The sequence below is a fragment of the Streptomyces chrestomyceticus JCM 4735 genome, assembly GCF_003865135.1.
Classification (GTDB): domain Bacteria; phylum Actinomycetota; class Actinomycetes; order Streptomycetales; family Streptomycetaceae; genus Streptomyces; species Streptomyces chrestomyceticus.
Map to the genome: position 1 here is coordinate 62,986 of NZ_BHZC01000001.1, position 18,997 is coordinate 81,982.

Consider the following 18,997-nt stretch of genomic DNA (forward strand, 5'->3'; position numbering starts at 1 on the left):
CGGTGGCCGGGAGTGCGCGGGGCAAGGGCAGTACGGCTACAGAGCAGGTCCACGCGACATCGGCCTTGGCGCCACGCTGCCATGCCAGGAGGTGGAACAGGCTCACCTCCTGGCCGCGGAAGCTTCCCTGGAGCAGATCGCGAAGGGCAAGGCCCTAGGGGCCGAGGCTGAACGGATAGCCGCCGTGGTCAAACGTATCGAGGTAGTCCCGGGCACGCTTGCGGTATGTCCAGGCGGGGTCGTCCCGGAAGCACTTGATGCTTTTGCGGACCTCGAACACGATCAGTCAGAGCTGCCCAGTTCGGTGTTGGCTGCGTTGCCGACGCCGTACCGGTTGCACGGTGCTGGCCACCGCCGTCGTTGATCTTTTCGCCTGCGTGGTTCGCGCCGCCGCCGACGGCAATGACGATCAGGGCGACGGCCAGCGGCGGCCCAGTTCCGACATCGCGACGCGGTCGAGTGCTGCGTCAGCAAGTGGAAACAGTTCCGGGCGGTGGTCGGCCGCTCCGACAAACGCGACTACATTTTCAACGACACCCTCACCGTCACCGCGATCGTCATCTGGCTCCGCGACACCGTCCAAGAGCCGTCAGAAACGACCGAGCGCCGGAAGGCCGGCCGCGGTGGCCGGACGGATCACACCGTCCGGCGGTGCGGTGTCCTTCAGCACGCGCAGGAGACGCCCGAGCGCGGGGCGGTCAGGTCGTCGACGGGGCGCTGCTCGGTACCGGTGGCGGAGGTGTAGGCGAAGCCCTCGCGTACCCAGTACTCGAAGCCGCCGAGCATTTCCTTGACCTGGTAGCCGAGGCGGGCGAAGGCCAGCGCGGCGCGGGTCGCGCCGTTGCAGCCGGGGCCCCAGCAGTAGGTGACCACGGTCCGGTCCGGGTCGATCAACTGCGGTGCCAGGTCGGCGATCCGCGCGGTGGGAAGGTGAAGGGCACCGGGGATGCGGCCCTGGTCCCAGGCGGCGTCGCCGCGGGTGTCGACCACCACGATGCCGGGTGCGCCGGATGCCAGATCGGCGTGGACGTCGGAGACGTCCGCCTCGAAGGCGAGCCGGGCGGCGTAGTGGGCGGCGGCCTCGGCCGGAGCGGCGGCGGGCACGTTCAGGACGGCGCCGGTGGTCTCGGCGGCAGCGGTGGCAGACATCGGAGTACCTCTTGTTCTTGCTGGTCAGGGCGGGTTTCTGCGGGCCGTGCCGGGTGTGCCCGGCCGGCTGCGGATCCATCCTCCGGTTCCCTGACCCGCCCCACGAGTGTCGTGAACGCCTGAGGTCGCCAAGATTCCGCCAGCAACTTCCGTCGGCCGTTCCGCCAGTCGCATCCCGCCGGCCGTACGGAGTGGCCTTCACGCGTGCTCGGGGGCGCGGGTGAACGTCTTGCGGTAGGCCGTCGGCGTCGTGCGCATCCGGCGGGTGAAGTGGTGCCGGTACGTCGCGGTGCTGTCGAAGCCGACCGCGGCGGCGACCTCGTCCACGGTCCCCTCGCCGGATTCGAGCAGCGGCAGGCTGGCGGCCACCCGCTGGGCGATGACCCAGCGCATGGGGCTCACGCCGTTGCGGCGGGTGAAGTGCCGCAGGTACGAGCGTTCCGACATGCGCGCGGCCCGGGCCAGGGCGGGCACGGACAGTGGTGTGCGCAGATGGCGCAGCGCCCAGTTCATGCTCCGCGTGACGCCGTCGTCCTCGGGGCTGGCCTGTCCCACCGCCGCCTCGATGAACTGGGCCTGCCCGCCCTCGCGGTGCGGCGGGACCACGAAGCGGCGCGCCACCGCGTTGGCGACGGCCGCGCCGTGATCGGCCCGGACCAGGTAGAGGCACAGGTCGATTCCGGCCGCGCTGCCCGCGCTGGTGAGGACGTCGCCGTTGTCGACGTACAGCACGTCGGGGTCCACCGCGACGCCGGGGTGCCGTTCGGCGAGCGCGCGGGCGTAGCGCCAGTGGGTGGTGGCGCGCCGGCCGTCCAACAGGCCGGCCGCCGCCAGTGCGAAGGCCCCCGAGCAGATCGACACCAGTCGCGCTCCCCGCGCGTGGGCCCGCAGCAGCGCTTCCACCAGGGCGGGCGAGACCTCCGCCCCGGCCTCGGCCACCCCCGGCACGATGACCGTGTCCGCCGCGGCCAGCGCGTCGAGCCCGTACTCGGCGCGCACCGTGAACCCGCCGACCGCCCGCAGGTCCCGGCCGGGTTCCTCGGCGCACACCCGCAGTTCGTACCAGGGCAGGTCGCCCAGCTCGGGCCGGGACAGGCCGAAGACCTCCACCACCACACCCAGTTCGAAGGGCGCCATGGCATCGAAGGCCAGCACAGCCACCACGTGGGTCTTCTTCATGGCTGGATCTTAAAGGTCAGAGGGTTCTGGCCAATATTTTCCCCGTGCCCTCATGCCGGGCCCGCCGGATGTGGCCAGGTGCCGGCCCGGCCGCGTGCTGGTGGGCCCGGCAGGAGCTGGAGTCGATGTCCACCGCCCACTCGCGTTCCAGGGGGCAGGCCAGGGTGCCTCAGGGTCGGCGGCATTCGCCTCGGTCTGCGGCTCGGTCAGGATGCGCCGCCGACCAGCGCCGATGCCGCTCATAGCCGGTCTGCCATGGGCCGTACCGCCCCGGCAGCCCCTGCCGGGGCGCCCCAGTGCGGGCCCGGAACAGCACGCCGCTGACCACCGCGCGGTGATCCGCCCACGGCCCGCCGGGCGAGCCGGTGGCCGGCAACAACGGCTCGATCTTCAACCGCCACGCACCGGCCAGCTCATGTCGTCGCACCATGCCGGACGCCTGCCCGCTCCGAGGAACCCGCCAGCAAAAGCCATTAGAAACGCCCTAATACTCCAGTGTGACTTCGTAGTTCCACATCGCGTCGCGCGTGCGCTGGTCACCGGACGGTGTCCTGCGCCGTAGCCGGGGAACAGACATCCGCGACAGACGCGCATTGGGCTGGTCATCGCTGTTCATGACGTTGTCCTGCCGCCGCGGCGGCAGCGTCGTGCCGATGAGCCGAGGGGGGCGGCCCCCAGGGCGCCTCCAGCGCCGCCCGCAGGGCGTCGGCCGCCTCCCGGCCGATCCGCTCGGCGAGCTGGTCTTCCAGTTGTTCGATGGTGCGGACGGCCCGGCGGTGCGCGCGTTCGCCTTCCTCGGTGCGCCGGATCAGCCGCTGCCGAGCAGAGGCGGGGTCGGGGACCTGCTCGAGCAGTCCGGCGGCGATCAGACTGTGCACGGCCTGGTGCGCGGTCTGCCGGGTGACACCCATGCGCCGGGCCAGCTCCGACACCGTGGTGCCTTCGCCGTCCAGTACGGCGAAGAGCTGTGTCTGCGTCGGGGACACCGGCGTGGCGCTGCCCGCTTCCACGGCGGCCAGCAGCCCTTCTTCGAACCAGCGGCGGGCGTCACCGAGCAGCTGGGGAAGGTTGCGGCGAGTGTCTTGCATGTGTTCCTCACGGCGGCGAAAGGCGGGACCGGACACCCCGCACGGCTTGCCCACCGACACAGAGTCATGTCAGGCTACCTGACGTTCCTGTCAGAGGGTGATCCTAAGGAGACCGCATGACCATCGAGTACGCCACACGCTACCGCCGGACCTCCCGCATACCCGCGGAGCCGGGCAAGCCCTACTTCATCGAGAAGGGCGAAGGAGACCGCGCCCACCTGTTCGGCGACCTGATCACCATCTACGCCGGCGGGGAGCAGACCGAGAACACCTTCAACTTCTTCACCGTTGAAGGCCCCAAGGCCGATCTCATACCGGCCCACCTGCACACCGACACCTACGAGGTCTTCTACGTCACCCAGGGCGCCGTCCGGCTGTTCGTCGAGGGCACCGACGGCGAACAGCAGGAAAAGCTGCTCACCCCCGGTGACTTCGGCTTCGTCCCGAAGAACTGCACGCACGCCTACCGCATGGAGCGCCACCACAGCCAGATCGTCGGTGTCGCCGCCGGCCCCGGCGCCACCTTCGAGCGGTTCTTCGAGAACCTCGGCGTGCCCGCCGAACAGCTCGGCCTGCCGCACCAGCCCGTCGTCCCGGAGCCCGCGAAGTTCGAGACCGTCCCGCAGCAGTACGACGTACGCTTCCTGCCCGACCACCAGTGGCGTACCCGGTGACGGCGCCCAGGCCCTCGCTGCACGAACTCATCGCCGCGCCCCACCCCGACCGCGCCGCCCTGCCGCCCGCAGCGATGAGCGCGCCCGGGGTACGGGAACTGCGCGGCGTGCCCTACCAAGAGATCGACGGAAGCCGCCCGCTGGAACTCGACCTGTGGCTGCCCGAGACCGACACGGCGGCGCACCCCGCTCCGCTGATGCTGTTCGTGCACGGCGGCGCGTGGTGCCGGGGACGGCGCGACGACATGGGACTGCGCACCCGCCACTGGTCCCCCCGCCCCTTCGCGCGCATCGCGGCCGCCGGTCTCGCCGTCGCCTGCGCCGACTACCGGCTCAGCGGCGAAGCCACTTTCCCCGCCCCGCTGGACGATCTGCGCTCCGCCTTGCGCTGGCTCACCCTGCGCTCGACGGAACTCGGCATCGACACCGGGCGGACGGTGGTATGGGGCGAGTCCGCCGGCGGACTTCTCGCCTCACTCCTCGCCCTGACCGAGGCCGGCCCCGCGAGCGGGGAGTACGCGCAGCCGGCCGCTGCCGTGGTCTGGTACGCGCCGAGCGACCTGACCACCGCCCGCGGCCGTTTCACTCCCGAAGACCCCGCCACCCCCGAGGCACGCATGCTCGGAGCGGCCCCGGCCACCGTCCCGGAACGCGCCCGCACGGCCAGTCCCCTCGCCCACGTCCGGCCCGACGCCCCACCGTTCCTCCTGGTCCATGGAGACCAGGACACCCTGATCGACTGCTCGCACAGCCGGTCCCTGGCCGCAGCACTGGAGCAGGCCGGCGCGCCGGTTGAGTTGTGGACGGTGCCGGGCGCCGATCACGGCTGGTACGGCCTGCCCGACACCGAAGTGGAGGAAATCTTCCACCGCTCCCTGACCTTCGCCTCCTGTCAACCTGCGTGAACGACGCAAAGGGACCGAGGTCCCGTATTGAACTACTTCGGTGAACGTAACCTTCTCGGCCCTCTGCTTGCCGTTCATCACTCTCTGTGATGCCGGTAGGCAGTTCGATGGCTGCCGACGTCATAGTGGGCGGCGGTGTGCCGGTTCTTGGAGCCGGGCGGTCACCGGCGCCAGGCCCGTTGGGTCAGGTGGGGCGCCTGCGGGTGTGCGGAACGGACACGGATGGAGGCCCGGAAGCTGATGACGTCGGCTTCGAGCGTCATACGGGATGCCCTGACGACCTGGGAAACAATGGGTGGGGCCGAGAGAGGGCCACCGTCATCCAGTCTGGTCACCCGGCCCTGCATATGCTTCCGGCATGACGGACATGCTGGAATGGAAAGACCGCAAGGTCGCCATGCGGGCCTGCTCCGCCGGGACCCGCAGTACCGGTCTCGAGGGCGCGCTGCGCGCCGTGCTGCGGGCGGGGTGAGCTCTATGGCCGCGAAGAAGGGGCTGTCCTGGGGCTTCGCCGTCGCGGTGGGCGTCATGGCGGTGAGCGTCGTCGTTGACTGGGGCCGGGGTGAGGGTCTGGACTGGGCCGTGGTGGCTTTCCTGCTGATGGTGGGACCTCACGTGGTGGGCGAGGTGCTGCGGGCGTATGGGAGAGACCGCGCGGCGGCCCGGGCTGACGCCGTCTCGAACTGGCTGGTGCTCCCCGCCGGCGTCGTTCTGTGGGCGGGCCTGATCGTCGGCTGGTCCCGAGGCGAGGGCACACCATGGCTCCCGTTCGCGGCAGCGGTGCTGATCTCGCTCGGCGCGGCGATGATGGGCGTGGCAGCCCTGCGCAGGCGCCGCGCGGCGGCCTGAGCGACCCGCAACCGGAAATCCTGGGGCCCCGCCCTTCAGTCGGAGTGCAAAGTTGACGAGGCTGGCGGCCGGGCCGTGACATGACGGTGGCCGTGCGGGTTCTTCTGCGAGCTCGCAAAACGCATCGGCTACGCCGTCGACTTCCTGCTTCTGACCGGCAAGCAGCTTAAGGAGGCATCGGGGCGCACGACATAGCACCATGGTGGCTATGTAGGGGTCTGCGGGGATCAGGCACACATTCCGTGAGGACGATCACCGGGTGCCGGGTTCGGTGACTGTTCGTGACGGATGGCAGTGAGGAGGACCCGCTTTCGGAGCAGGGGGAGCTTGGCGCGGCCGAACATCTGCCGCTTGATCATCTTGATGTGGTTGACCCGGCCTTCGACGGGTCCGGAGTTCCAGTGCGTGGTCAGGCCCTGGAGCACGGCGTCCCAGTCCTTCTCCAGGCCGTGCGTGAAGGTGTGGAGTCCAGGGAGTTCCTCGGCCTGGGCGGCGAGGATCCAGTCCTTGAGGTGCTGACCGGAGCGGTTGGTGAGAATTTCGGCGACGGACCGGACGAGCTGTTCGGCGGCGGCCAGTTCGGGGCAGCGGGCGAGGATGCCGGCGAATTGCTCCCGCTCCTCGTGCCGCAGCCGGTCGGGGTGCCGCATCATCCAGCCGGTGACCTGGCAAACGCCCGGCGGTACCGGTCCGGCGACGCGGATGCGCCGTCGGCGGCGGGGCCGCAGCTAGTCGCTGATGATCTGGTAACTGCCCTGGTAACCCAGCGCTTTGAGCTCGGCGTGCAGGTGGATTGCGTTGGTGTGGCCCTCGGCCCGGCGCCGGTCCAGGTGTGCCTTGAAGGAGTCGAGCTGGCTGGGCCGGGGCTGGTGACGGCCGTTGGGCATCTGCTCGGGTGTTTCGGCGCGGGCGGCCCGGCGGACGGTGTTGCCGCCCATGTGCAGTTCCCGGGCGATCTGCCGGATGCCGTGGCCCTGGGCGAGGAGGGAGTGGACGATCGCGTGGCGCTCGCGCTGTCGGGCCTCGATGGGTGACATCTCCTTCGTCGTGTTCTCCGGCTCGGCGAAGGAGATGTTCCCGATGCCGTTCGCATCGGCGTCCGGCGGTTTGAGGCAGGCGTTGTGCCGACGCACACAGCGTTCCACCGCGGTGCCGAGGTTCTGCAGCAGCTGGAAGGGGTCGGCGATCTGGACCGCGTGGGGCGCTCCGGTGCGGGCGCCGTCGGCGTAGGACCCGGCCCGGTCCCGGCAGATGGCCTCAGAGCCGGGGTGGGCCAGTAGCCAGGCGGCCAGCGTCGTGGCGTCCCGGCCGGGGAGCAGGTCCAGGGGCTGGCCGGTCTCGCAGTCGATGATGACGGTGCCGTAGTGCTGCCCGCGGCGGATGGCGAAGTCGTCCACACCCAGCACCTTCGGCACGGCCCAGGCGGGATCGGGCATCGCCATCGCCAGTCTCAGCAGTGTCATACGGCTCACGACACTGTGCAGGGCCTTCGTGAAGCGGGCTCCGGAGCGGCCGGCGAGAGCGACGGCCACAGCCTCCAGCACCCTACGGAAAGCCGGAGTCCGCCTGCCGTACCTCACGGTGAGTCCGTCGACCTGCTCGGCGAACGTACGGCGCGGACAAGCGGCGTTCTCGCAGTACAACCGCCGGACGCAGAGATCGATCCGTACCGCCTGATCACCCACCGGGCCATCGGCAGGATGCCGCTCGTAGGCGCTGTGCACCCGCTCGGACGGCGCCGCGCAGTCGGGACAACTCACGACGGCGTCCCGGGTTCTGGCCACCACGTGGACCGCGCCGTCCGCCGGGAAGACGACGTCCACCAGCACGGTGTCGAGGTACGGGAACAGCACACGGACGAGCTCGTCACACCGCACCACGGTCCCAGATAACGCTACGTCACTGCCCGTGAAACCCGGTGACCGTCCTCACGGAATGTGTGCCTGATCCCCCGACTCACCAACAAAGCCATTCAGTCCTACGTCCGTCGACTTGTTCAGCATGCGAGCGCCAGGACGGGTGATGTCCTCGTACTTTGAGGAAGGCGGGCACTCAGTGCTGTTGTGGACGAGCACCGGACGCCCCCGAGGGGTACCGCCGTGCGATCACACCTGCGGGCTGCCTCGGGGAGCCCCGGCCGTCGCGGAGGCGGTGGAGAGGCGGGCCGCCGCGATGCGGGAGCTGTCCCGCCGCGCGTTTCCTGAGCCCGACTTCGTGCGGTTCGTCTTTCGAGTCCGCGCCACAAGTAAGAGGCGCCCCGCGCGGATCCGGAGGGAGGCCGTGCGGGGCGCCTGCAACGTGGTCAGTTCGCTACAGGGTCTGTACTACTTCCAGGGGTCGGTGAAGGAACGGCCGGGCACCGGCTTGGCGATGAGGGCCACGGCGCTGAAGAAGTTGACCTGACCGATCGCGAACATCAAGGTGGCCAGCGCCTTGGCGTCGTAGCACTCGGCCACCTGGGCATACAGTTCATCCGAGACCCGCTCACCGCCCGCGCGCGGCTGCAGCACCGCCTCCACGAGCGCCAGCGCGGCCCGCTCGGCAGCGGTGAAGTACGGCGAGTCCCACCAGGACACCACCGACGTGATCCGCTCCTCCGACTCCCCGCCGGCGCGCAGGAAACCGGTGTGCAGAACGGTCAGGTACGTACTTCCCACCAGCTGACCGGCCCGCAGCTGGACCAGACTGATCGTGGCACGCGGCACCGAACCGTTCCCGACGAGCTTGAACAACGCCGCCGACACCTCCGCCAGCTCCGGAACAAGCTCCGCCGGGTCCTCCGACATCCGCGGAACCATCAAAACCTCCGCCGTGATCGCACGCGTTTCCATAGTCGACAACTCCTCAAGCCCAGGGACAGGTCGTCCTGCCCCCTCTCTGACGGAGCCCGACGCAACGATGTGACAGGCGGACGAAAATCCATCCGAGGCGCATCCTGGCCGATCTGCGACTGAGCCGTCACATTCCCGGCACGCCGCGCGCCATGGCAGTAAGGCACATGGCCGGTCGCCCGGGAGACAACGATGAACACCTCCGCCCCCTCCTCGTCACCGGAGGCACGGGCACGCTCGGCAGTCACGTCGTACCGCTGCTGCGTGAGGCGGTCCACCACATCCGTATCCTGACCCGCAGCAGTCACCAACCGGCACCCGGCCATCTCTGAATGTCACCTTCACCCCGGAAGAACTGGAAGGCGTGCGGACCGCTGCCGCCGAGGGCACGCCCCTCAGAGGGTGGTATATGACCTGATGTCCGGTTCTTCGTTCCGTGTGGGACAGGCGGGCAGGTCGTGGCGATGTCGGTCGACTACGGCCGAGGCCGGGTGAACAAGCCTGGCTCGGCCTCGGCCAGGATCCCGCGGCCGGCCAGCCGCTTGAGCTTGAGGCGGACGTTGTTGATGTTGTTGGGCGCGACCGCCACGTCCATCGCCTCACACACCTGCCGCGCACGCAGCGGACGGCCGGCCTCGGTGAACACCGCCATGACCTGCTGGTAGGTGATCGTGCCGCCCCGCTGGTCGGACACCGACGTCTTTCCCTCGCGAGCCGTCATCGCCCGCTGTGTGATCGCGGGGGCGAGTTCGCGGGCAGAAAGGTCCTGCGCCTTCTTGATGTCGGGCGCGATGAGACCTCGCGGCGTCGCGACGGCGGTTTCGAGGTTCACGTCACGATGGATGCGGATGAACGCGCCGTTCGGTTCATCCCCATGCGGCTTTCGTGGTCGGAGTCCGGCGGATCGCGCGCAGGACTGCCAGCGAGACGACGAGACGACGAGCAGTGGAGACACCTTCACGCCCTCGAAGGTGATCGCGGAGCGAAGGCGACGGAGATAGTCCATCGCCTGTGTCACGTCGACCTCGGTCCACACGCTCGCCTGCGGGGTTTCGCGCACCGAGGCCACCGTCGCCGCAGGCGTCGCCTTCCGCACCCGCGGGCGGGGACGAGTTCGACCTGCGAGTCTTGCCGGCAAAGCGTGCCGTGGCGGCGCTGCTAGCCATTTGCGTGTTCCGGCTTGCGCGCCTCCGCTGCGAGGATCCCGAGCAGACCAGGGAAGCGTACGTCGATGTCCGACCGGCGCAGCCGGATACCCTTCCGGTTCCCGTAGTCAATCTCCCAGATCAGTCCGGCCTCCCGAAGCGCACGGAAGTGGTGCGTCTGGGTCTGCTTCGAGATCGGCAGATCGAACGAGTTACATGTGCGCTCGCGATCCTCCTCGTCTGCGGCGAGCTCGACCATCACCGCAACGGACGTTCGTCATCGGCCTCGCCACGGTCCTGCTCGGAGCAGTCGGAAGCGCCCTCGCCGGAAACTTGGTCCTCCTCGACCTCGCACGGATCATCACCGGCGTCGGCGCGGCCGCCATCGCGACCGGCGGCACCTCGATCATCTCCCACGCCTACGACGGCAAGCGACGCGCACATGCCTTCGCTCTCCTGGGCACGATCGTGGGCATCGGCCTGGCGGCCGGCCCCACGCTCAGCGGCCTGCTTGTCACGGCGCTCGGATGGCGTGGTGTCTTCGGCGTGGTCGCCGGGGTCGCCGCGCTCGTGCTGGCGGCTGCAGCGTTCAGAGTCCTGCCAGCACCGTCCGCCACGTCGACGGGCGATGCGCCCCGCCGAGGCTTCCTCGATCTGTCGCCGCTGCGCAGCCCTCGCTTCCTTGCAGTCGCACTAGTCCCCGTCGCCGCGTCGTTCGCCTACGTCTCAGTCCTCACCTACGCACCCATCGCGCTGAGCGCCGTCCACGGTCAGGACGCGGCGACCGCGGGGCTGTTCAGGCTCCCGCTCACGCTCCCCGTCCTCGTCGGCCCGCTGCTCACCGGCGCGCTGATCACCCGCACCCGCGTCTCGCCGCACACGATCATCAACACCGCCATCATCCTGCTCGTCACCGGCGACGTGCTGTTCCTGTTGTTGGACCCGAGCCTGTCCCCGGTGCTGCTCGTCATCCCGATGATCCTGCTGGGATTCGGATGGGGGCTCCCCCTCGGGCTCGTCGACGGCGAAGCACTCGCCTCCGTCCCCGCGCACAGCAGCGCCGCCGCAGCCGGCATACTCAACTTCCTCCGACTCGGCAGCGAAGCGCTCGCCGTCGCCGTCTTCGGCGCTGCCCTCGCCGCGATCATCGGCGCCCAGCTCAGCAACCCGACTCTCGGCGCCGAGGTCGCAGCCGGGGCCACCGGCCATGCAGCCGTCTACGCCTCCGTGTTCCGCATGATGATGATCGCCTGCGCCGTCGTCACCACGGTCATCGGCGCCGCCGTCATCCTCCTGCGCCGAGCCAGCGGCACGCCCACCCCCAACTCCGCCGAGGACGAGCTGCCCACTGCGGCGGAGTCGCCCACCGATTCCACCCCGGTCCTATGAAAGGAGCCACGATGACGAAGAATCTGGGGTTCCTCTCCTTCGGCCACTACCAGCCCCGCCACCACCTGTCCGCAGCCGACTCGCTGACACAGGGGATCGAGATCGCGGTCGGCGCGGAAGAACTCGGCTTCGACGGCGCCTGGGTGCGCGTGCACCACTATCAGCACCAGTTCGCCAGCCCCTGGTCCTTCCAGGGAGCCATGGCCGCGAGAACTCAGCGATTCGAGCTCGGCACCGCCGTGATCGACATGCGGTACGAGAACCCACTCCTCATGGCCGAGCTCTCCGCCGCAGCCGACCTCATCAGCGGCGGACGTCTCCAGCTCGGCATCAGCCGAGGATCACAGGACCCCGCACTGCGCGGATGGGAGAGCTTCGGCTTCCATCCGTCCGCCGGCAGCAACGCCGCAGACATGGCACGCGAGCACACCGACCGCTTCCGCGCCGCCATCGCCGGGAACCCGATGGCGATCAGCGACCCCGCCGAGGCCGGCGTGCAGGTGCCGTTGCCGATCCAACCGCAGTCAGAGACCCTTCCGCAGCGCATCTGGTGGGGATCGGCCACGCGACAGAGCGCACAGTGGGCCAGCGAACAGGGTATGCACCTGCTCAGTAGCACCTTGCTCTCCGAGGACACGGGTGTTCCGTTCTCGGAACTCCAGGCCGAACAGGTCAGGGTCTTCCGCGCCGCCTGGGATCGCGCGGGCCATCGAGGTGCGCCCCGCGTCGCCGTCGTGCGCAGCATCCTGCCGATCGTCTCCGACCGTGACCGATCCTTGTTCGGCCCCGCGGCGCTCCGAGCACAAGAAAACGTCGGCGTCCTTGGAGGTGCCACCTCCCGTTTCGGGAAGAGCTTCATCGGAGAGCCGGAGGCCATCATCAGGGAGATTCAGCAAGATCACGCAGTGAAGGAGGCGGACACCCTGCTTGTCACGATCCCCAACACGCTCGGCGTGCAGGAGAACCTGCTCATCCTCGGCAATATTGCAGAGCACCTCGCGCCAGCTATTCACTCCCTGAGAGCGGGTTGACTCAAGGGAGCTATGGAAGCCAACGGAGGGGGCGGTGATCCGAAAGCAGGCTGTGGACGAAGCGAGGCTGGCCAGGGACATGCTGGTCCGTCCTGCGACTGCGGCCGAGACCAGAGTCGCGCAGGAGCTCTACCGCGGCATTGCTTCCCTGGGCCGCATGGGACACCCGGGGCCGGCTGCCGCCGCTCGCCCACCGGCTGAATCTGCTGGCTGAGGCGGGCAGCTCGTACGGGCCCTCGCCGATCCAGACACCGGCGATGAGATGGAACAGCATCTGCGCGAGGCCCCGGAGGCCCACCTCCGGCGCCGCAGCGCCTTCTTCAGCCGGGACAGTTGGGAGGACCTGCGCAGTACGAGCAAGAGCGGCATCCGCCGGAAGAGGAGCGCGGGGCCTGGTGGGATGCCCAGGGTGCCATGGATGTGCTGTCCCAGACGCGGGAAGGTCTGCTCGCCCCCATCCTCGCCTCCTGAAGGGCCCCGGCCGGATCAGGCGGTGGATGTCCCGTCCGGGGCGCGCCGGATGTCCACGTAGGCTCGCACCCGGACACCCGCTTGGCCGGGAACACACCACGGCTGCGACGGGCCGCTGGACCACCACAGGGCGCACACCGCCCGCGCGGCCGCGGACGCGGTCTCCTCGTCGTCGGCCACTACTCCACCGCGGCCAGGCCCGGCCCGGCGAGATGCGCCTCGTCAATCGGCTTCATGGACCACCAGACGGTGCTACCGGTGCGGCGGTTCGCTCCACGACGGCAGATCACCCGCGCGGGCGGCTCGCCACCAGGCCGCCAGTCATGCCGGGCTGTCGGGCAGGGACCATACGTCCGGCCCGCCGCCGTACGGCCTACCCGCTCCGCGCGAGGCAGCCTGCCGGGGTGCACTGGGGTGGGGCTAAGCGGCGTCCCGATGCCGGTGCCCGAGGCGCCCCCGAGGACCCTGACGCCGGCATCCACGCCGGCGTCAGGAGTCCTGATCGCCGAGAGCGTCGGCGGCGGCGTGGCGGCGGACGGTGTTGACGTTGCCGCGGTAGCCCAGTAGCTGGATCTCCCGGGTGAGGGCGGCGGCGTCGGTGCAGCCTTCCATCCACCGGTGGTGCAGGTAGAGCCGGTAGTCGTCGATCTTGCTCGGGCGGTGGACCGCCCCGGCCAGAAGCTCTTCGACCCCGGCGGCCCGGGCGAAGCGCAGAACGGTGCCGCGGCTGAGACGGAGTTCCCGGACGATGGCTCGCAGGCTGTCGCCGCGTTCGATGCGTTCGTGGATCTGCTGGTGGCGCTCCCGCGTGCGGGCGACAAGGGGACGCGGCCTGCCGTGGATGTCCAGCTCGGCCAGGGCGGCGTCCCCGAAGGCGTGCCCGTCGTGCTGGGTTTTCCAGACGGTGAGGGGTTCGCGCAGTCGGCGCGGTGTCGGCCGACGATGCGTTCAACAGCCTCGGCCAGGCTGTGCAGCAGGTGCCAGGCATCGGCCACCTGCCGGGCTTGAGGCGCGCCCGCGCTGGCACCGTCGCGGAAGGAGCCGGCGCGGTCACGGCAGACGACCCGCACCTCGGGGTGTTCGCGCAGCCAGGCAGCGAAGGTCGCCGCCGTGCGGTCCACGAGAACATCGACGGGGCGGCGGGTATCCATGTTCACGAGAATGGTCCCGTAGGTACGGCCACGGCGTACGGCGAACTCGTCGACCCCAGATGCAGAACCGGAGACGACGGCGATAGGGGGAGCGCGCGTATGAGACGGAGCAGAGTGTCCTTGCAGGTGGTAAGGGTTATGCGTTCGGACAGCCGTGCTCCGGCGCGTCCGCCCAGGAACAGGGCAATGGTGGTGAGCCCGGCGGTGAAGGTGTCCGTGCGCCGTGCGTATCGACGGGTCAGAGGCGGGATCTGCTCGGCGAAGGTCCGACGTGAGCAGCGGGCGTTGCCGCACACCATGCGACGCGCCCGCAGAGCAAGTCGCACCCGCCGCCCGGCGACGGGACGATCCGCCAGACACCGCTGGTAGTAGCAGTGGATCCGCGACGATCTCCACCGGCACCCCGGGCAGCCGACCGACCTCGCCGGGGACCGCACAGCAAGACGGACCTCGTCGTCCTCCACCATCACCTCTTGGACCTCCACCCCGATACCCGGAAGAAGAAAGTCCGCGACACGAACCGCATCCATCACGCTTAGGTGATGCCCAGCCGGTTACGACCAGCCGAACCCCCAAATCAGCGACAGAGCCCAAGTTCTGCGCCAGAGCCCACTACTCACGAATAAAGCCACCTGCCGCAACGTCACCTTCAAGGGGGCGTACCCGTCCACGATCCCCGGCCCACGACGGTCGGCCACCGTACCCGCTGCCCCGCCATGCGGTACATGTACCGCTGCGCACCGCTCAGCACTACCCGGCCGGAGTTCGTACAACGCCCGCCCGCCGGCGCCGAACTGCCCGAGTCCCGTCATCAGCTCGGCCCCCACGGCGACCTCCCGCGGCGTGGCGCCGGCGATGTCCAGCAGCCAGACGAGACCCGCTGATGCGCCGCCGCCAGCAGATGATGCCGGACACGCGCCCCGGTGCCTGCCCGCTCCCCGACGACGCATCCGGATGGAATCCGGGACGAGCCGGGGGCATCACCGATGAGCAGCGCGCGGTGCGGCGGTGAAGGTTGCCCCAGCGCGCAAGCCGCGCCGATCCGTTTCGATGCGTCCCAGGGAGTTTCAATGACTGAGTCAAGCCGCCTGCGCGACCGGCGGGGCGGAGGTGAAGACTACGTTGTCGCGCAGAAGTGCACACATCACGTCGACTCGTCGGCGAGCCAGGGCGATGATCGCTTGGACGTGCTTGAGCCCCTCACCGCGTTTCTTGAGGCAGAAGTCCCGGTTGGGTCCCTCGCGGATGATGCTGGTCTGCGCCGACAGGCAGAACACCCGGCGCAGGCGGCGACGGTGCCGCTTGGGCCGGTGCAGGTTGCCGGTCCGGCGCCCGGAGTCCCGTGGGACGGGTACCAGGCCGGCTGTGGAGGCGAGGTTCCCGGCGCCGGCGAACGACGCGATGTCGCCGGCGGCGACGAGTGCGGCTCCCAGGATCGGCCCCATGCCGGGCAGCGGCTCAATGATCTCGGCTTGGAGATGCCTGGAAGGCTTCGCGGATCTGCTTGTCGAGGCGCTTGATCCGGTCGTCCGACGCCAGGATCCGAGCTGCCAGGTCCGCGACAATCCGGGCGGCTGTGTCTTCGCCAGGCAGCGAGGTGTGCTGGGCCTCGGCGGCCTCCAGCGCGGTGGCGGCCACGGCGTCCGCGCCGCGCACCCTGCGGTGGCCCAGCCAGGCGGTGAACCGCGCCCGACCACGGCGGCGGATCGCGGCCGGGGTCTGGCAGCCGGTCAGCAGTACCAGCGCGCCCTTGTGCGACGAGTAGTCGAAGGCCCGCTCCAACGCGGGGAAGATGCCGGTCAGCACGTCCCGCAGCCGGTTGATCATTCGCACCCGATCGGCGACCGGATCGGGTCGGTGGGCGGTCGGCAGGGCCAGGTCGGCGGCGAGCTGGGCGGGCACCGCGATGGCGGTGAAATCCCGTCGGTGGCGGGCGGTTTCGGCGGTGACGTAGGCGTCGCGGGCGTCGGTCTCGGCTTCGCCCCGGTAGGCACCGGGCATGCGGTCTACCGTTCTGCCCGGCACGTAGACGGCCTCTTGACCGTGGGCGGCGAGCAGGGCCAGCAGCAGCGCGGAGGCGGTGCCGCAGATGTCGACGGCCCAGCTGACGATGTCGGCAAGGTCCATGATCTCACCGATTGCGGCCAGGATCGCGGACTCGTCGTTGTCGACCTTCTTCGACCACACCGTCGCGCCGGTCTGGTCAACGACCGCGGCCCAGTGATGGCCCTTGCCCGCGTCCATGCCGGCCCACAGCCGGTCGCGCCGCTGGTTCACTCGCCCCGGAAGCGTGACAGTTCCGCCAGCGATTCCCGCCGGGCGCCGTGATACTGCAGACTCACCCTCACGGCCTTCGCGCTGGACGTGTGTGTTCCTTGGTCGGAGCACATGTTCGGACGAAGGCCGTTTCCACGTACGGCAGTTACCGAACCGAGTGATCAAGTGCGACGCACCGTTCGACAGCACACGTTAAAGATCAAGCTAGCAGCGGCGGAGAGGCCGGCACCCTGATACCTGGGGCACCGTGCGTTCCACGACCCAGCAGTGCCGGGCCCGGCCGGAGCGCAGCGAGGCTGCCAAGGATCGTGCGGCGTAGCCGCTCACTGAGCAACACAGAGTTACGAATGCGCTGGGGATGCGAACCGGGGGCACAGGGCGAGGTCCCCGATCACTGCCCTGCCTCCGGCTCCCCGTGTTGATCGGCCCAAACGCCCCTCGGGGAGGCAGGCGAGCCCACGTCGGTGGCGCCCGAAACAGCGCAGAAGCGCGGGGTTCCCACCCTGCCTCCGCTCCCCCATCACAGCGCGTGCGGGTCGGGGCGGAAGGACATGGAGGCACCCTCCACCGTCTCGGCGACACGGCCGGCCAGGTCCTCCCACGGACGTGGAGCGGCGGCCGGCGCGCCGGCCGCCCGCGCCTGGTGCGGCGAGCCACCGGCCGTACAGCACGCTGACGCGTGCGCGATGGCGCTGCGGTCCGGCCTCCGGCTGCTGGAGGACCACCAAGTTGAGGCCCCCGGCCTCGTGCACAAGTGCCGGACCCGATGGCTGCCCCGGAGGGCAGCCTCCACGCCGCCAGAAGCCCCCGCAGCGAAGGCGCCGGCGGCCGCCGCATAGAGATCGTGGCGCTGGCCGTCCCAAGGCGGCCAGCCGGCTCGGCGTCCTGGATCGGCGTCTGTATCCGGCCTCCGAGGCACTGGGGAGGGCGGCTCCGAACAGGGTCTCCTCGTACCAGGCACCGAGTGCGGCAACCGCATCAGAGGTGGCCACTCCTGGCCGTGGCGGCTGCGCCGGATCGGCCACAGGGCGAGGATGGTGCGCCGAACCCATGTACTCCTTCACTAACTACCGTTACGGGACGTCACGAAATGGCCTGGCCCGGGTCGGAGGGACGACTCAGGCCTGTTGCATCTGCTGTTGCAGCGCGTCGAAGGGAGCGGCCTCGACTGCGAACCGTTCTGCACGGGCACGGTTCGTGGCCCCGCCGCCGCTCCGACCATGCTGAGCACAGCAGTGACGGAGCGATGTGCCACTACCGGAAACTCCGTGACGACCGGTGGCCGGCATGCCGCTGGCCACGCGACCGTTTCACCCAATTACTCGACCGGCTTCGCCGCTACCTGACTATCCACGCTATCTGCACGAACCGAAGCCTGCCCGGCCCCAAACGGACACGAGCCCACCCCAGTACCGCAGACCGCCGCTTGAATGGCATCTGCCCCAGCGCCTCTGTGGCCTCGTCGACAGCAGGCCCGGCCAGATCAGTTTCGCAATCTTGGGGCCAAAGCCCCGGGCCACTTGGGCCTCTTCGGCGGCAGACCCAGCCAGCCGACCCACAAGCCTTGGGACCAAAGCCCTGATTTCCGATGTAATCAACTATTGAAGCTTCCGCCCAATGCTCCGCATATGCCAGGGTCAAAACCGTAACGTTCTGGCATATGCCCTCTTTGTCGCCGGGACTTGCGAATCTGCCTACGAAGGGCCTGCATGAACTACCGCCAACACATCACCAGCACCACCGACACGGCCGCACCCGCACTCGGGGCGCCCCTGCCGTCTTCGCCAGCGACACCCCCTCCCAGGCCGAACGGTCCGCGGCCGTGATCGAGAAGGCCACCGACGTCGCGCCGGCCCCGGGCACCACGATCTGCCAGCGTTCCACCAGGACGCCAAAGCCGACACCACTACGGGCGACGCCGCATCCATCGCGCTTCGCAGCGCGGTCGAGTGCACCGGCCTCGCCACCCAGCCCACTACCGACGGCGGCATCCAAGCCGGTCGTCGAGGCGAGGCCCGGTCAACGGTGAGAACAATGCCATCGATCAGCCAGGACGGATTCCAGCCGGTGGCCACCTTTCAGCGCTCACGTCCTTCCAGCCTTGCCGGTCGGAGCGGGTACTGCCGTACGGGGGACCTTCTGCACTGGCCCCGCGCCGGCGGGCCGGGGCAAGGCCGGGTACTCCTGGGCGAGCCGTACCGAGGCGACGCCCCCGCGGTGACGGGTTCCGGCGGAGCGGCCGGTGGGCCACCGGCGAAGCCATGGGCATCCAGGGTACGAGGTGGGTGAATGACGATTTTCCTCGGACTCGGCATCGTGGGCATCGCTCTGCTGGCGCTCTCGCTCCTCTTCGGCAACCTCCTCGAAGGGCTTTTCGGCCTGGACGGCCTGCTCGACGGGTGGCTGTCGCTGCCGGTCGTGGCGGGCTTCGTCTCGATGCTCGGTTTCACCGGCGCCATCGTGCTGGGCACCAGCGGCCTGGGCGCCGGCGCGGCCACCGCGATCGGTGTCGCCACCGGCGCTGCCGCGGGCTGGCTGACGTGGAAGCTCAGCCGCGCGCTGATGCGCGACCAGACCGCTGCCACCCCGCGCGACGACGACCTGGTCGGTGCCGCGGGTTCGGTCGTCACCGCGATCCCCGCCCAAGGTTACGGCGAGGTGCTGGTGCGGGTGGCCGGCCAGCCGATGAAGCTGGCGGCCAAGAGCGCGGAGCCCGTGATGCGCGGCACCGAGATCTGGGTGGAAGCCGCCCTGTCGAGCACGTCGGTCGCCGTCCGCCCCGTCGAACGCTGATCCGCTGCAGTCCTTTCCTGACAACCCGATTCGACCTGCCGCCCCCGGGCGGCAGAGGGGATTTC

At 69.7% G+C, this 18,997-nt stretch carries 18 protein-coding genes and 3 pseudogenes; 8 read left to right on the top strand and 13 right to left on the bottom strand.

The window, feature by feature from the left end; genetic code table 11:
* Window positions 1-663: 663 nt before the first annotated feature.
* From EJG53_RS00285 to EJG53_RS00300, 4 genes and pseudogenes are all read right to left on the bottom strand, one after another.
* Complete coding sequence (locus EJG53_RS00285; protein WP_125042814.1) at window positions 664-1,149, bottom strand: rhodanese-like domain-containing protein; 486 nt, start codon at window positions 1,147-1,149, stop codon at window positions 664-666.
* 198 nt (window positions 1,150-1,347) lie between these two features.
* The gene (locus tag EJG53_RS00290) at window positions 1,348-2,328 is read right to left on the bottom strand and encodes a helix-turn-helix domain-containing protein (protein WP_125042816.1); all 981 of its coding nucleotides are present in this window, start codon (window positions 2,326-2,328) and stop codon (window positions 1,348-1,350) included.
* A gap of 85 nt (window positions 2,329-2,413) precedes the next feature.
* Window positions 2,414-2,758, bottom strand: a pseudogene (locus tag EJG53_RS00295) (transposase); the annotation flags it as partial.
* Window positions 2,759-2,930: 172 nt separating this feature from the next.
* Entirely contained in the window at window positions 2,931-3,416 is a 486-nt protein-coding gene (locus tag EJG53_RS00300; RefSeq protein WP_125042820.1) for a MarR family winged helix-turn-helix transcriptional regulator, read from the bottom strand.
* A 116-nt stretch (window positions 3,417-3,532) separates the two neighbouring features.
* On the opposite strand from EJG53_RS00300, the gene EJG53_RS00305 reads away from it, so the two are divergent.
* The 3 genes from EJG53_RS00305 to EJG53_RS00315 all read left to right on the top strand — a co-directional run bounded on the left by EJG53_RS00305 (window position 3,533) and on the right by EJG53_RS00315 (window position 5,844).
* A complete protein-coding gene (locus EJG53_RS00305; RefSeq protein WP_125042822.1) occupies window positions 3,533-4,090 on the top strand; it encodes a quercetin 2,3-dioxygenase in 558 nt (185 codons plus the stop codon).
* Window positions 4,087-4,995 (top strand): alpha/beta hydrolase, encoded by a 909-nt coding sequence (locus EJG53_RS00310; protein WP_244954889.1) that lies wholly within the window; start codon window positions 4,087-4,089, stop codon window positions 4,993-4,995. Before EJG53_RS00305 ends, EJG53_RS00310 begins: the two co-directional genes overlap by 4 nt.
* Before the next feature lie 477 nt (window positions 4,996-5,472).
* Window positions 5,473-5,844: a hypothetical protein gene (locus EJG53_RS00315; RefSeq protein WP_125042824.1), complete on the top strand. Its 372-nt coding sequence runs from the start codon at window positions 5,473-5,475 to the stop codon at window positions 5,842-5,844.
* Window positions 5,845-6,071: 227 nt separating this feature from the next.
* Here EJG53_RS00315 and EJG53_RS00320 read toward each other — a convergent pair whose 3' ends face one another.
* The 3 genes from EJG53_RS00320 to EJG53_RS00335 all read right to left on the bottom strand — a co-directional run bounded on the left by EJG53_RS00320 (window position 6,072) and on the right by EJG53_RS00335 (window position 8,675).
* The gene (locus tag EJG53_RS00320) at window positions 6,072-6,497 is read right to left on the bottom strand and encodes a transposase (RefSeq protein ID WP_125042826.1); all 426 of its coding nucleotides are present in this window, start codon (window positions 6,495-6,497) and stop codon (window positions 6,072-6,074) included.
* A gap of 75 nt (window positions 6,498-6,572) precedes the next feature.
* Window positions 6,573-7,724 (bottom strand): ISL3 family transposase, encoded by a 1,152-nt coding sequence (locus EJG53_RS00325; RefSeq protein WP_125042828.1) that lies wholly within the window; start codon window positions 7,722-7,724, stop codon window positions 6,573-6,575.
* A 444-nt stretch (window positions 7,725-8,168) separates the two neighbouring features.
* Window positions 8,169-8,675, bottom strand: coding sequence for a carboxymuconolactone decarboxylase family protein (locus EJG53_RS00335; protein ID WP_125042830.1), 507 nt, complete (start codon window positions 8,673-8,675; stop codon window positions 8,169-8,171).
* Between the two features lie 167 nt (window positions 8,676-8,842).
* On the opposite strand from EJG53_RS00335, the gene EJG53_RS00340 reads away from it, so the two are divergent.
* Entirely contained in the window at window positions 8,843-9,007 is a 165-nt protein-coding gene (locus tag EJG53_RS00340; RefSeq protein WP_307721716.1) for an NAD-dependent epimerase/dehydratase family protein, read from the top strand.
* Between the two features lie 143 nt (window positions 9,008-9,150).
* Here the strand turns inward: EJG53_RS00340 and EJG53_RS00345 are convergent, their stop codons facing one another.
* Window positions 9,151-9,813: a 2-oxo acid dehydrogenase subunit E2 gene (locus EJG53_RS00345; RefSeq protein WP_125042832.1), complete on the bottom strand. Its 663-nt coding sequence runs from the start codon at window positions 9,811-9,813 to the stop codon at window positions 9,151-9,153.
* Between the two features lie 20 nt (window positions 9,814-9,833).
* A complete protein-coding gene (locus EJG53_RS00350; protein ID WP_371858825.1) occupies window positions 9,834-10,079 on the bottom strand; it encodes a helix-turn-helix domain-containing protein in 246 nt (81 codons plus the stop codon).
* Here EJG53_RS00350 and EJG53_RS00355 point away from each other — a divergent pair.
* A complete protein-coding gene (locus tag EJG53_RS00355; protein WP_125042834.1) occupies window positions 10,037-11,209 on the top strand; it encodes an MFS transporter in 1,173 nt (390 codons plus the stop codon). The genes EJG53_RS00350 and EJG53_RS00355 overlap by 43 nt on opposite strands.
* Window positions 11,210-11,220: 11 nt before the next feature.
* The gene (locus tag EJG53_RS00360) at window positions 11,221-12,240 is read left to right on the top strand and encodes an LLM class flavin-dependent oxidoreductase (RefSeq protein ID WP_125042836.1); all 1,020 of its coding nucleotides are present in this window, start codon (window positions 11,221-11,223) and stop codon (window positions 12,238-12,240) included.
* Window positions 12,241-12,726: 486 nt separating this feature from the next.
* On the opposite strand, the gene EJG53_RS43730 is transcribed toward EJG53_RS00360, so the two are convergent.
* Together EJG53_RS43730 and EJG53_RS43220 are read right to left on the bottom strand one after the other, a co-directional pair.
* Complete coding sequence (locus tag EJG53_RS43730; protein WP_371858650.1) at window positions 12,727-12,891, bottom strand: DUF6207 family protein; 165 nt, start codon at window positions 12,889-12,891, stop codon at window positions 12,727-12,729.
* 309 nt (window positions 12,892-13,200) lie between these two features.
* Window positions 13,201-13,323: a hypothetical protein gene (locus EJG53_RS43220; protein ID WP_280526747.1), complete on the bottom strand. Its 123-nt coding sequence runs from the start codon at window positions 13,321-13,323 to the stop codon at window positions 13,201-13,203.
* A gap of 6 nt (window positions 13,324-13,329) precedes the next feature.
* Between EJG53_RS43220 and EJG53_RS41945 the strand changes: the two genes are divergently transcribed.
* The gene (locus tag EJG53_RS41945) at window positions 13,330-13,719 is read left to right on the top strand and encodes a hypothetical protein (RefSeq protein ID WP_244954891.1); all 390 of its coding nucleotides are present in this window, start codon (window positions 13,330-13,332) and stop codon (window positions 13,717-13,719) included.
* Here EJG53_RS41945 and EJG53_RS43735 read toward each other — a convergent pair.
* Both EJG53_RS43735 and EJG53_RS00375 read right to left on the bottom strand, forming a co-directional pair.
* Window positions 13,698-13,862: pseudogene (locus EJG53_RS43735) on the bottom strand (transposase); the annotation flags it as partial. The gene EJG53_RS41945 and the pseudogene EJG53_RS43735 overlap by 22 nt on opposite strands.
* 1,079 nt (window positions 13,863-14,941) lie before the next feature.
* A pseudogene (locus EJG53_RS00375) lies at window positions 14,942-16,106 on the bottom strand (IS110 family RNA-guided transposase).
* Window positions 16,107-18,428: 2,322 nt separating this feature from the next.
* Between EJG53_RS00375 and EJG53_RS00385 the strand changes: the two are divergent.
* Window positions 18,429-18,932: a hypothetical protein gene (locus EJG53_RS00385; RefSeq protein ID WP_125042838.1), complete on the top strand. Its 504-nt coding sequence runs from the start codon at window positions 18,429-18,431 to the stop codon at window positions 18,930-18,932.
* Window positions 18,933-18,997 lie beyond the last annotated feature (65 nt).